Origin of the sequence: Thioclava sp. F42-5 (assembly GCF_002213195.1) — a bacterium.
Lineage (GTDB): Bacteria > Pseudomonadota > Alphaproteobacteria > Rhodobacterales > Rhodobacteraceae > Thioclava > Thioclava nitratireducens.
In genome coordinates this window covers 559,245-572,040 of the sequence record NZ_NBNZ01000001.1, presented here as the reverse complement: position 1 = coordinate 572,040, position 12,796 = coordinate 559,245, and the positions used below count along the sequence as shown (strand labels likewise).

The following is a 12,796-nucleotide window of genomic DNA, read 5'->3' as shown; positions in this document are numbered from 1 at the left end:
GACATGTTCAACACGATGACCTTCACCAAGGCGGCGGGCGCGTTTCTGGGCGCGTTGCTGTTCTTCCTGCTTACGGCCTGGGCCTCGAGCGCGCTCTACACCGTCGGCGAAAGCCACGACGCTTCGGGCGGGAGCGAGCACGCGATGAAGGACATGATGTCCGCAGCGCCCGGCGATCTACTGGCCGCGCCGGAAGAAGGCGATGGCGCCGCGAAGGAAGAGCAAGTCGCACAGGTCGAACTGGGCACCGGCGATGCCGCCAAGGGCGAGAAGATCTTTGGCAAGTGCAAGGCCTGCCATTCGCTCGAAGGCAAGAACGGTGTCGGCCCGCATCTCGACGGTGTGGTCGGTCGCCCGATCGCTTCGGTCGCGGATTACTCCTATTCGGACGCGCTCAAGAGCCATGGCGGCGAATGGACGCTCGAAGCGCTCAACGAGTGGCTGACCAACCCGAAAGACTTCATCCCGGGCAACAAGATGTCCTTCGCCGGTCTCAAGAAGCCCGAAGACCGCAACGACGTGATTGCCTACCTGCAAGAGCATTCGAACTGAGGCAAGCCCTCTCGAAATCTCTCAAGGCCGCCTCTTTGGGCGGCCTTTTGCATTTCCCGCCGTGCTTTACAGATTCGTAACTTGCTCCCCGCGCGCTAAGGCTTTTAGCTAGGCAGACGCGAAAACGCTTTGGAGCAGGGAGCAGGTGTGCATGGCAAAAGCGCGAGTGGCGAGTAAAGCGATCGATACGGATTGGACGCAGGTGGCGCCGCGCGCGCTGAGCGGGCTGGTTGCAGCGGGTCTGATCTGGGCGGGGCTGGCCTTCGGCGCACATGCACAGGATAGCACCCAGGGCGGCGACACGATCACCTCCTACGGGATCGCGACGCTGGGGCATCTGAAGTATCCCGCCGATTACGCCCATCTCGACTACGTCAATCCGGATGCGCCCAAGGGCGGGGAAATTTCGGAATGGGCGCCGGGCGGCTTCGACAACTACAATCCCTATTCGATCCAGGGCCGAGCGGCCGCACTGTCCTCGGTGCCGCTGGAGTCGTTGATGGAAGGTACCGCCGACACGGTTGGCGAGCTTTACTGCCTGCTCTGCAAAAGCCTCGAATATCCGCCGAGCAAGGATTGGGTCACCTTCACCCTGCGCGACGGGATCAAGTTCTCCGACGGCACGCCGCTGACTGCGCAGGATGTGGTCTTCTCCTACGAGCAGCTGCGCGACAAGGGGCTGAGCTCTTTCCGTGCGGTGATCGCCCAGCAGGTCAAATCCGCTAAGGCGATCGACGACAAGCACATCCGTTTCGACTTCCAGCCCGATTACCCGCGCCGCGATATCATCCAATCGGTTGCGTCGCTGCCGATCTTCTCCAAGGCGCAGTTCGAAAAGGAGAACATCGACCTGTCGCAGACCTCGCCGGTGCCCTTCATCGGCTCGGGCCCCTACATGTTCGACAGCGTCAAAAGCAATCGCGCGATCACCTGGAAGCGGAATCCCGACTATTGGGGCAAGGACCTTCCGATCAACAAGGGCCGCTCCAACTTCGACAAGATCCGCGTCGAGTATTTCGGCGATTACCAGTCGGCCTTCGAGGGCTTCAAATCGGGCACCTACACCTTCCGCAACGAAGCGAGTTCGATCATCTGGGCCACCGCCTACGACTTCCCGGCGATGCAGTCGGGCGAGGTCGTGAAGGCGGAACTGCCCAACGGCAACATCGCCTCTGGGCAGGGCTTCGCGATCAATCTGCGCGAGCCGAAATTCGACGATATCCGCGTCCGCGAGGCGCTCGGTCTCGTCTTCAACTTCGAGTGGTCGAACGACACGCTTTTCTACGGGCTCTATGATCGGGTCGAGAGCTTCTGGGAAAACTCCAAGCTGCAGGCGCAGGGCAAGCCCTCGGCGGAGGAGAAGAAAATCCTCGAACCGCTCGCCAAGGATCTGCCTGACGGCATCCTGACCGACGACGCGGTGATCCAGCCGGTCTCGGGCAAGCGCCAACTCGACCGCAAGAACATGCGCAAGGCGGCGAAGCTGCTCGAAGAGGCGGGCTGGACCGTCGGCGACGACGGGATGCGCCGCAATGACAAGGGCGAGAAGCTGACCGTTGCGATCCTCAACGACAGCCAGACCTTCGATCGTGTCATCAACCCTTATGTGCAGAACCTGCGCGCGCTCGGCATCGATGCCAGAATGGACCGCGTCGACGACAGCGAATACGAGAACCGCCGTCGCAGCCACGACTTCGACATGATCACCACCCATCTGGGGCAGGACGAAATCCCCGGCTCGAACCTGCAGCAGTATTTCGGCTCGGGCTCGACCGATGACGTGTTCAACGCGATGGGGCTGAAGAACCCGGCGATCGACAAGATGATCCGCATGGTCGAAGAGGCGAATACAGAAGAAGAGCTGTTGCCGCGTGTCCATGCGCTGGACCGCAGCCTGCGCGCCCTGCGCTTCTGGGTGCCGCAGTGGTTCAAGCCCACCTACACGGTCGCCTATTACGACATGTACGATCACCCGGAAAAACTGCCGCCCTACGCTCTGGGAGAACTGGATTTCTGGTGGTATGACGCCGACAAGGCCAAGAAACTGAAAGCGAGCGGCGCGCTCTGAGCGACCGCCGATAAACGAGCAGAGGGCCGGTCATGGGCGCCTATATCCTGCGGCGATTGCTGATGGTGATCCCCACCTTGTTGGGAATCATGATCATCAACTTCACGCTGACGCAATTCGTCCCCGGCGGGCCGATCGAACAGGTCATTGCCCGCGTTCAGGGCGAGGCGGATTCGATGCGCAACATCTCGGGCGGTGGGGATGCGGGCACGCAGAACCAGGGCGGCGTCGAGGATAGCGGCTATCAGGGGGCGCGCGGCATCTCTCCGGAGCTGCTCAATCAGCTCGAAGTGCAGATGGGCTTCGCGCGGATCGTCTGCGATGACGGGTTCACCGGCACGCCCGATCTGGCGGACCCGGCCTGCCACAAGGAGAAGATCCCGGCCTGGCAGCGCTTCGCGATCATGATGAAGGGCTACCTGACCTTCGATTTCGGCAACAGTTTCTTCCGCAACGAGAGCGTCGTGAACCTCGTGATCGACAAGATGCCGGTCTCGATCACGCTGGGCCTGTGGTCGACGATCCTCGCCTATATCATTTCGATCCCGCTGGGCATCCGCAAAGCGGTGCGCGATGGCACCCCGTTCGACACCTGGACCTCCGGCGCGATCATCGTGGGCTACGCGATCCCGGGGTTCCTGTTCGCGGTGATGCTGATGGTGCTGTTTGCGGGCGGCAGCTATTTCAAGATATTCCCGCTACGCGGCCTGACGTCGGATAATTTCGATCAGCTGACGATGATCGGCAAGGCGCTCGATTACCTGTGGCACATCGCGCTGCCGGTGACGGCGACGACGATCGCGAGCTTCGCGACCATGACGCTGCTGACGAAGAACTCCTTCCTCGACGAGATCAACAAGCAATACGTGATGACCGCCCGCGCCAAGGGCTTGGCCGAGAAGAAGGTGCTTTACGGGCACGTCTTTCGCAACGCGATGCTGATCGTGATCGCGGGCTTCCCGGCGCAGTTCCTCGGCATCTTCTTCGGTGCCTCGATCATCGTGGAGACGATCTTCTCGCTCGACGGTCTGGGGCTGCTGGGCTTCCAGGCGGCAGTGGAGCGCGACTACCCGGTAATCTTCGGCACGCTCTACATGTTCGGGCTGATCTCGCTCGTCGTGAACATCATCTCCGACATGATGTATGTGTTCGTTGACCCGCGGATCGATTTCGAGAAGAGGTCCGGCTGATGGCATTGTCTCCTCTCAACCAACGCCGCTGGCGCAACTTCAAGGCCAATCGCCGCGCCTTCTGGTCGGCGATCATCTTCGCGATCCTGTTCGTGGCCTCGATGTTCGCGGAGTTCATCGCGAACGACAAACCCATCGTGGTCAGCTACCGCGGCGAGCTGTATTTCCCGATCTACAACTTCTACCCCGAGACCGCCTTCGGCGGCGATTTCCGCACCGAGGCGATCTATCGCGACCCGACCGTGCAATGCCTGATCGAGACCGGCGGCACCGAGGGTTGCTTCGACGCGGACGACCCGAAGGCCTTCGCCAACGAGGCGCTCAAGACGGGCGAGGTCGATGGCGAGAAGATCGAGAAGGGCTGGCTCCTGTGGCCGCCGATCCCCTACAGCTACAACACGATCAACGATGTGGGCACCGCGCCCTCGGCCCCCGATGCCGATCACTGGCTAGGCACGGATGACACCGCGCGCGATGTGCTGGCGCGGGTGATCTACGGCTTCCGCACCTCGGTTCTGTTCGCGCTGATCGTGACCGGGATCGGCTCGATCATCGGGATCGCGGCGGGCGCCGTGCAGGGCTATTTCGGTGGCAAGGTGGACCTGTTCTTCCAGCGTATTCTGGAGATCTGGTCCTCCACGCCCGCGCTCTACGTCATCATCATCCTCTTCGCGATCCTGGGCCGAAGTTTCTGGCTGCTTGTCATGGTCTCGATCCTCTTCGGCTGGCCCGCGCTGGTCGGCGTCGTCCGGGCCGAGTTCCTGCGCGCGCGCAATTTCGAGTATGTCCGCGCTGCTCGGGCGCTCGGCGTGTCGGACCGGGTGATCATGTTCCGCCACATCCTGCCCAATGCGATGGTGGCCACGCTGACCATGCTGCCCTTCGTCATCACCGGCGCGATCGGTGCGCTCGCCTCGCTCGACTATCTGGGTTACGGCCTGCCGTCCTCCGCGCCGTCGCTTGGGGAGCTTGCGCTGCAAGGCAAGCAGCACCTGCAAGCGCCGTGGCTGGCCTTCTCGGCCTTCTTCACCTTCGCCATCATGCTCTCGCTTCTGGTCTTCGTCTTCGAGGGCATCCGTGACGCGTTCGATCCCAGAAAGGTGTTCCGATGAAACCGGTTCTCGAGGTCGAAAACCTGAAGGTCGCCTTCAGCTCCGAGGGCAAATTCACCCCGGCCGTGAAAGGCGTGAGCTTCACCGTGAACGCGGGCGAGACTGTCGCGCTGGTGGGCGAGTCCGGCTCGGGCAAATCCGTGACCGCGCTCTCGACCGTGGCGCTGGTCGGCGGCAATTCCAAGGTAGAAGGCTCGATCCGCTACGAGGGTCGCGAGATGGTCGGCGCCTCGGAACGTGAACTGATGCAGGTGCGCGGCAACGATATCAGCTTCATCTTTCAGGAGCCGATGACCTCGCTCAATCCGCTGCACACGCTGGAAAAGCAGATCGGCGAAAGCCTCGCGCTACACCAGGGCGTGACCGGCGAGCAGGCCAAGAAACGCATCATCGACTTGCTCGACAAGGTCGGCATCCAGAACCCGGCAGACCGGCTGCAGGACTATCCGCACCAGCTTTCGGGCGGGCAGCGCCAGCGCGTGATGATCGCGATGGCGCTCGCCAATGGGCCGGACCTGCTGATCGCGGACGAACCCACGACCGCGCTCGACGTGACGATTCAGGCGCAGATCCTCGAACTGCTGGCCGACCTGAAACGCGACATGGGGATGAGCCTTCTGTTCATCAGCCACGACCTCGGTGTGGTGCGCCGCATCGCGGACCGGGTCTGCGTCATGCAGCATGGCGAGATCGTGGAGCAGGGGAAGACCGAAGACATCTTCGCCAATCCCAAGCACCCCTATACGAAGAAGCTGCTGGAGGCCGAACCCACCGGCCGCGCCGAACCGGTGCCCGAGAACGCGCCCGAACTGGTGCGGACCGAGCATCTGAAAATCTGGTTCCCGATCCAGCGCGGTCTGCTGCGCAAGACCATCGGTTACGTGAAGGCGGTGAACGACGCCTCGCTTTCGGTGAGGGCAGGGGAGACGCTGGGCATCGTGGGCGAATCCGGCTCGGGCAAGACCACGCTCGCGCTCGCGATCATGCGGCTCATTCCCTCCGAAGGGCCGATCATCTACGAGAACCAGGACATCTCCAGCTGGCAGGCGAACAAGCTGCGCGCGCTGCGCCGCGACATGCAGATCGTGTTCCAGGATCCCTTCGGCTCGCTCTCGCCGCGTATGACGGTAGAGCAGATCATCGGCGAAGGTCTGACCGTCCACGGCGTCGAGCCGGGCCGCAACCGCCGCGAGATGGTCGCCGAGATCATGGAGGAAACCGGGCTCGATCCATCGATGATGGAGCGCTACCCGCATGAATTCTCGGGCGGGCAGCGCCAGCGGATCGCCATCGCCCGCGCGATGATCCTGCGTCCCAAGGTGGTGGTGCTGGACGAGCCGACCTCCGCGCTCGACATGACGGTGCAGGTGCAAATCGTGGACCTGCTGCGCGACTTGCAGAAACGCCACGGGCTTGCCTATCTGTTCATCAGTCACGACCTGCGGGTGGTGCGCGCGCTCAGCCACAAGATCATGGTGATGAAGCGCGGCGACGTCGTCGAGGCGGGCAACGCGGCGGAGGTCTTCGCCAATCCGCAGACCGCCTATACGCGCCAGCTGATGGTGGCCGCTTTGGGGGAGAGTTCGCTGACCCCCGAGATTGCATGAAGATCCTCTTCGTTCACCAGAACTTCCCGGGCCAGTTCGTACATCTGGCACCGGCTCTGGCCGCGCGCGGGCATGACGTTCTGGCTCTGACGGTCGAGACGAACCAGCGCCCCTCGCCGGTGAAGGTGGTGAAGTACCGCAAGCCCGAGCCGGTCGAGATGTCCTCGCGGCTCACGCGCCTTTACGCCGAAAGCGCCGCGCGCGGGGCAAAGGTCGCGCTGGCCGCCCGGCAGCTGCGCGACAGGCACGGCTATGTGCCGGACGTGATCTTCGGCCATTCCGGCTGGGGTGAGACGCTGTTCCTGCGCGAGGTCTGGCCCGAGGCGAAACTGCTGGTCTATGCCGAGCTGATGTATCGCACGACCGGGATGGACACCGATTTCGACGCGGAATTCCAGAAGCCCGGCCTCGAGACCCGGATCTCCACCACCGCGCGCTCGGCCCATCTGATCCAGTCGATGGTACAGGCCGATGCGGGGCTTGCCCCGACCGAGTTTCAGGCCGAGACCTTCCCGCCGGAGCTGCGCGCCAAGCTCACCATCTGCCATGACGGTGTGGACTGCGCGCGGCTCGCGCCGAACCCGCAGGCGCGTTTCACCGTGCCGGAAACCACGCTCACCTTCCGCCCCGGCGACGAGGTTCTGACCTTCGTGAACCGCTCGCTCGAGCCCTATCGTGGCTATCACTCCTTCATGCGCGCGCTGCCCGATGTGCTTGCGGCGCGGCCCGAGGCGCATGTGCTGATCGTGGGCGAGGAGGGGCAAAGCTATGGCGGCCCGCCGAAGGATGCCAGAAGCTGGAAACAGAAATTCTTGGGCGAGGTGCGCGACCGGCTGGATATGAACCGCGTGCATTTTCTGGGTCGCATCCCTTACGGCGATTACGTCGACATGCTCCATGTCAGCCGCACCCATGCCTATCTGACCTATCCCTTCGTGCTCAGCTGGTCGCTGATGGAATCGATGGCCGCCGGATGTGCGATCGTGGCCTCGGATACCGCGCCGGTGCGCGAGGTGATCACCGACGGGCAGACCGGGCGGCTGGTGGATTTCTTCGATATTCCCGGTTGGTCGAAGGCGCTGGCCGAAGGGCTGGCTACCCCGCAGACATTCGCCCCGATGCGCGAGGCAGCCCGCACCCATATGTGCGAGCGTTACGATCTGCGCACCCATTGCCTGCCGCGCCTGATCGCCTTCGTCGAGGGCGCGATCGCCACCGCCTGATCGCGATGCCGACACCAGACGGACTCGACTCCGCATCCCGCGAGACCTAAAAAGAACAAAGCGCGAACAAATGACTCGAACTCTAGGCTCAGCGACATGCTCGACGGGCGCACACGGCGTATTCTCACTCTCTGGTTTCCCCGGCTGGCGAGCGACCGGGTTCTTCGGGCACGGCCCATCGAGGGGCCCTTCGCGCTGGTCCTGCGCGAGGGCAATGCCGACCGGCTGCACTGCTTGAACGCCGCGGCCGAGGGGCAGGGGCTGGCGCGCGGCATGGCGCTGTCCGAGGCCCGCGCCTTCTGCCCCACGCTGCAGACCGCGCCTGCCGATCCCGCCCGCGAGGCGCAATTCCTCGAGACGCTGCGCCGCTGGGCCACGCGCTATTGCCCTTGGGTGGGCTTGGACGGCGAGGACGGTCTGGTGCTCGACATCACCGGCTCGGATCACCTTTGGGGCGGTGAAGAGCCGATGATGGCCGAGATGATCGCCCGGCTGGAGCGCGCCCGGATCACCGCGCGGCTTGGCCTTGCCGACACCCGCGGCGCGGCTTGGGCGCTGGCGCATTTCGCGCCCGGTCGGGCCCCACCCGGCGCGCGGCTCTCGGCTCTGGGCAAGCTGCCGGTGGCCGCGCTGCGCCTGCCGCATGAGACGGTGACAGGGTTGCAGCGGCTGGGACTGCGCGAGATCGGCGATCTGACCCGCACGCCGCGAGCACCGCTCGTGCGCCGTTTTGGCGCGGGGCTGATGGCGCGGCTCGATCAGGCCTTGGGCGATCTGCCCGAACAGGTCTCGCCCGTGGCCGATCCGCCCCATTACGGGACCCGCCTGACCCTGCCCGAACCGATCGGCCAGCAGGCCGATGTGATGGCGGGGATCGAACGGCTGCTCGATCGGCTCTGCGCCAAACTCAAGGAAAACGAAGTTGGCGCACGGGTGCTCTGCCTTACCCTGCGCCGCGTCGATCAGGCCAGCCAGGAGGTCGAGCTGCGCTTGGCCACCCCGCTCAGCGACCCCAGCCGGATCGCGGCCCTCTTCGCGCGCGGCATCGAGGATATCGACGCGGGCTTCGGGATCGACCAGATGCGCCTCGCGGCCACGCAGGTCGAGGCGCTCCCCGCCCGCCAGATCGGCACCATCGCCACCGAGCGGCGCGACAGGCTGGGCGATCTGATCACCCGGATCGGGCTGCGCATCGGGCTGGAGAACGTCCAGCGCTACCTGCCCGCCGACAGCCATATCCCCGAGCGCAGCTTCCTGATTGCGCCTGCCGCCTTCACCGACCCCGAGGGCAACTGGCACCAGCCGCACCCTCGCCCGCTGCGGCTGTTCCCGCCGGAGCCGCTCATGTCCGACGCCCCCGATCCGCCGCGCCGCTTCCGCTGGCGCCGCCAGTCGCTCAGCGCGGAACGCATCGAGGGGCCGGAACGGCTGACCCCGGAATGGTGGTTCGACGATCCGAACTGGCGGCGCGGGATGCGCGACTATTGGCGCGTCGAGACCGGGCAGGGGCTGCGGCTCTGGATGTTCCACACGCCGCAGGATCCCGGCTGGTATGTCGAGGGGGTCTTCGCATGACCGCTCCCTTCGCCTTGGTCGAAATATCCCGGGGGGCGCCCGACGGGCGCGGGGGCAGCGCCCCCTCGGCGGGCGTGACCACCGCCAACACGCCCGCCATTCCGCTCGCCTATGCCGAGCTTTGCACCACCTCCAACTTCACTTTCCTCACCGGGGCCTCGCATCCCGAGGAGCTGATGGTGCGCGCCGCCGAACTGGGGCTGGAGGCCATCGCGATCACCGACCGCAACTCGCTCGCGGGCGTGGTTCGGGCGTTTTCGGCGCTCAAGGAACTCAAGCGCGAGATCGGTGAGGCGCTGCGTATCCGCTCGGAACTGCAGCGCGACGAAAGCTCTCGCCAGCCCATCGGCTCGCCACAGGATCTGGCCCGGCCGACAACCGCAAAACTGCCGAAGCTGATCGTCGGCGCGCGGCTGGTGCTGAGCGATTGCCCGGTCGAATGGGTGGCGCTGCCTACCGACCGCGCGGCCTATCACCGGTTGAGCCAGCTTCTTACCCGCGGCAAGCGCCGGGCGGGGAAGGGGGAGTGTCACCTGACCCGCGCGGATCTGCTGGAGGGCTGCGCGGGGATGATCCTGATCGCCCTGCCGCCCGCCGATCTGGCCCGTGCCTACCGCCCGCTACAAGAGATGCGGCGGCGCTATCCGGGGCAGGTCTTCCTTGGCGCGCCGCCGCGTTATGACGGCTCGGATCAGCGCTGGTTCGACGCTTGCGCAGCGCTCGCGCTGAGGGCCTCGACGCCGATGGTGGCGACCGGCGACGTGCTGATGCATCGTGGGTCGCGCCGGCAGCTGGCCGATGTGCTGACCTGCCTGCGCGAGGGCTGCACCATCGACGCGCTTGGTACCCGCGCGCTGCCCAATGCGGAACGCCGCCTGAAAGGGGCCGAGGACATGGCGCGGCTTTATCGCCGCCACCCCGCAGCCCTGCGTCGCAGCTGCGAGATCGCGGCGCGCTGCGGCTTCGATCTCGACGAACTCAGCTACGAATATCCCGACGAGGTCGCTCAGAACGAGCCCGCGCAGGATCGGCTCGACCGGCTCGCCCGCGAGGGGCTGGCGCGGCGCTCTCCGGGGGGCATTTCGGAGCGGCACGCAGGCCTGCTGGAGAAGGAACTCCGCCTCGTCTCCGAACTGGGCTTCGCCGCCTATTTCCTCACCGTCCATGACATCGTGAGCTTCGCCCGCAGCCGCGGCATCCTGTGTCAGGGGCGCGGTTCGGCGGCCAATTCGATCATCTGCTGGGCGCTCGGGATCACCGATGTCAGCCCCGACCAGATCGGCATGGTCTTCGAGCGGTTCATCTCGAAATATCGCGGCGAGCCGCCCGATATCGACGTCGATTTCGAGCATGAGCGCCGCGAGGAAGTCATCCAGTGGATCTACGAACGCTACGGCCGCGACCGCGCGGGACTGTGCGCGACCGTGATCCATTTCCGCACCCGCGCCGCGATCCGCGAAGTGGGCAAGGTGATGGGGCTGAGCGCCGATGTCACGGCGAGCCTCGCGGGCCAGATCTGGGGCATTTCCGGTAAGGGGCCGGACCACGCGCGGATGGGTGAGCTGGGCCTCGACCCCACCGATCGGCGGCTGTCACAGACGCTGAAACTGATCGGCGAGATCATCGGGTTTCCGCGCCATCTCAGCCAGCATGTCGGTGGCTTCGTCATCACGAAAGGCCGCCTCGACGCGCTTTGTCCGATCGAGAATGCCGCGATGGAGGGGCGTACCTGCATCGAATGGGACAAGGATGACATCGACACGCTGGGCATCCTGAAGGTCGATATTCTCAGCCTCGGGATGCTCACCTGTATCCGCAAGAGCTTCGAGCTGCTGGCGGGGCACGAGAAGCTCGATATGTCGCTCGCCACCGTCCCGCAGGAGGACGCGCCGACCTATGAGATGCTGTGCCGCGCAGATGCGGTGGGGGTGTTTCAGGTGGAGAGCCGGGCGCAGATGAACTTCCTGCCGAGGATGCGCCCGCAGACGTTCTATGACCTCGTGATCGAGGTCGCCATCGTCCGTCCCGGCCCCATTCAGGGCGGCATGGTCCACCCCTATATCAACCGCCGTCAGGGTCGCGAAAAGGTCGATTTTCCCTCGAAGGAGCTGGAAGGCGTCTTGGGCAAAACCCTCGGCGTGCCGCTGTTTCAGGAACAGGCGATGCAGATCGCGGTGGTCGCTGCGGGCTTCACGCCCGAAGAGGCCGACCGCCTGCGCCGCTCGCTCGCGACCTTCCGCAAGATGGGCACGATCGGCACCTTTCGCGACCGGTTCGTGGAGGGAATGTTGGCGCGCGGCTACACGCCCGATTTCGCCGATCGCTGCTTTTCCCAGATCGAGGGGTTCGGCGAATACGGCTTCCCCGAGAGCCACGCGGCGGCCTTCGCGCATCTCACCTATGTCTCCTCCTGGCTGAAGTGCCACCACCCCGCAATCTTCGCCTGCGCGCTGCTGAACTCGCAGCCGATGGGCTTTTATGCGCCTGCCCAGATCGTGCGCGATGCGCGCGAACATGGGATCGAGGTACGGCCCGTTTGCGTGAACCATTCGGGCTGGGACAGCTCGCTGGAACGCCGCGCGGACGGGGCCCTGGCGCTGCGTCTGGGCTTTCGTCAGATCAAGGGATTTCGCGAGGAGGATGCGGGCTGGATCGTCGCAGCCAGGGGCAATGGCTACCCCGATCCGGAGAGCCTGTGGCTGCGCGCGGGCACGCCTCCACATGTGCTCGAACGGCTCGCCGAGGCCGATGGATTTGCGGGAATCGGCCTCACGCGGCGCGATGCGCTTTGGGCCGTGAAGGCGATCCGGGCCCCCGCGCCGCTGCCGCTTTTCGCAGATCCGATGGACGGGGAAGGAGGGCGCGAACCGGCCGTGGAGCTGCCCGCGATGCATCTGGGAGAGGAGGTCGTGGAGGATTACGTGGCCCTCAGATTGAGCCTCCGCGCCCACCCGATGGAGCTGCTGCGCCCCGCCATTCCCGGCCTCACGCCGCATTGCGAATTGATCGGCACACCGCAAAAGCGGGTCACGGTTTGCGGCCTCGTGATCACCCGCCAGCGCCCCGGAACGGCTTCCGGCGTGATCTTCATCACGCTGGAAGACGAGACTGGCGTGAGCAATGTCGTGGTCTGGCCGAAGCTCTATGAACGGTTCCGCCGGGCGGTGATGGGCGGGCGTCTTCTGCGGGTCTCGGGGCGGCTCGAACGGGAGGGGGCCGTGGTCCATCTGATCGCCGAAAAGATCGAGGATCTCTCCCCGCGACTGGCCGATCTGGGGCACCCGCTCGACGACGTTCTGGGCCTCACCGCACCCCAAGCGGATGACGCCCCCAGACCCCGTCCGCAGACCACCGCACGTCATCCGCGAGAGCAGGCGAAACGACTTTTCCCGAGCCGGGATTTCCACTGAAATCCGGTCTCTATCGGCCACCGCGCGACACATTTCCCGCTGCGGCGATTCGCCTCGCT

Annotated in this window: 8 protein-coding genes; all 8 read left to right on the top strand. The window is 65.0% G+C overall.

Translation table 11 applies throughout. The features are described from left to right. Nucleotides 1–3: 3 nt before the first annotated feature. The 8 genes from B6V74_RS02490 to B6V74_RS02455 all read left to right on the top strand — a co-directional run bounded on the left by B6V74_RS02490 (nucleotide 4) and on the right by B6V74_RS02455 (nucleotide 12,737). The gene (locus B6V74_RS02490) at nucleotides 4–552 is read left to right on the top strand and encodes a cytochrome c family protein (RefSeq protein WP_075776052.1); all 549 of its coding nucleotides are present in this window, start codon (nucleotides 4–6) and stop codon (nucleotides 550–552) included. Between the two features lie 151 nt (nucleotides 553–703). Continuing rightward, nucleotides 704–2,620, top strand: a complete 1,917-nt coding sequence (locus B6V74_RS02485) for an extracellular solute-binding protein (RefSeq protein ID WP_088721873.1) — start codon at nucleotides 704–706, stop codon at nucleotides 2,618–2,620. A 32-nt stretch (nucleotides 2,621–2,652) separates the two neighbouring features. Then, nucleotides 2,653–3,810 (top strand): ABC transporter permease subunit, encoded by a 1,158-nt coding sequence (locus B6V74_RS02480; protein WP_088721872.1) that lies wholly within the window; start codon nucleotides 2,653–2,655, stop codon nucleotides 3,808–3,810. Further along, entirely contained in the window at nucleotides 3,810–4,922 is a 1,113-nt protein-coding gene (locus B6V74_RS02475) for an ABC transporter permease (RefSeq protein WP_075776049.1), read from the top strand. Before B6V74_RS02480 ends, B6V74_RS02475 begins: the two co-directional genes overlap by 1 nt. Continuing rightward, nucleotides 4,919–6,529, top strand: coding sequence for an ABC transporter ATP-binding protein (locus B6V74_RS02470; protein WP_088721871.1), 1,611 nt, complete (start codon nucleotides 4,919–4,921; stop codon nucleotides 6,527–6,529). The genes B6V74_RS02475 and B6V74_RS02470 overlap by 4 nt, the downstream gene beginning before the upstream one ends. Next, nucleotides 6,526–7,752: a glycosyltransferase gene (locus B6V74_RS02465; RefSeq protein WP_088721870.1), complete on the top strand. Its 1,227-nt coding sequence runs from the start codon at nucleotides 6,526–6,528 to the stop codon at nucleotides 7,750–7,752. Before B6V74_RS02470 ends, B6V74_RS02465 begins: the two co-directional genes overlap by 4 nt. A 96-nt stretch (nucleotides 7,753–7,848) precedes the next feature. Then, complete coding sequence (locus B6V74_RS02460; protein WP_088721869.1) at nucleotides 7,849–9,327, top strand: DNA polymerase Y family protein; 1,479 nt, start codon at nucleotides 7,849–7,851, stop codon at nucleotides 9,325–9,327. Then, nucleotides 9,324–12,737 carry an error-prone DNA polymerase gene (locus B6V74_RS02455; protein ID WP_088721868.1) on the top strand — a complete coding sequence of 1,138 codons (3,414 nt, stop codon included), beginning with the start codon at nucleotides 9,324–9,326 and terminating at the stop codon, nucleotides 12,735–12,737. The genes B6V74_RS02460 and B6V74_RS02455 overlap by 4 nt, the downstream gene beginning before the upstream one ends. Nucleotides 12,738–12,796 lie beyond the last annotated feature (59 nt).

Excerpts from the sequence above, each read along its gene's own strand:
- B6V74_RS02480 (WP_088721872.1), top strand. The coding sequence starts at position 2,653 with ATGGGCGCCTATATCCTGCGGCGATTGCTGATGGTGATCCCCACCTTG.
- B6V74_RS02490 (WP_075776052.1), top strand. The coding sequence starts at position 4 with ATGTTCAACACGATGACCTTCACCAAGGCGGCGGGCGCGTTTCTGGGC.
- B6V74_RS02455 (WP_088721868.1), top strand. The coding sequence starts at position 9,324 with ATGACCGCTCCCTTCGCCTTGGTCGAAATATCCCGGGGGGCGCCCGAC.
- B6V74_RS02460 (WP_088721869.1), top strand. The coding sequence starts at position 7,849 with ATGCTCGACGGGCGCACACGGCGTATTCTCACTCTCTGGTTTCCCCGG.
- B6V74_RS02485 (WP_088721873.1), top strand. The coding sequence starts at position 704 with ATGGCAAAAGCGCGAGTGGCGAGTAAAGCGATCGATACGGATTGGACG.
- B6V74_RS02475 (WP_075776049.1), top strand. The coding sequence starts at position 3,810 with ATGGCATTGTCTCCTCTCAACCAACGCCGCTGGCGCAACTTCAAGGCC.
- B6V74_RS02465 (WP_088721870.1), top strand. The coding sequence starts at position 6,526 with ATGAAGATCCTCTTCGTTCACCAGAACTTCCCGGGCCAGTTCGTACAT.
- B6V74_RS02470 (WP_088721871.1), top strand. The coding sequence starts at position 4,919 with ATGAAACCGGTTCTCGAGGTCGAAAACCTGAAGGTCGCCTTCAGCTCC.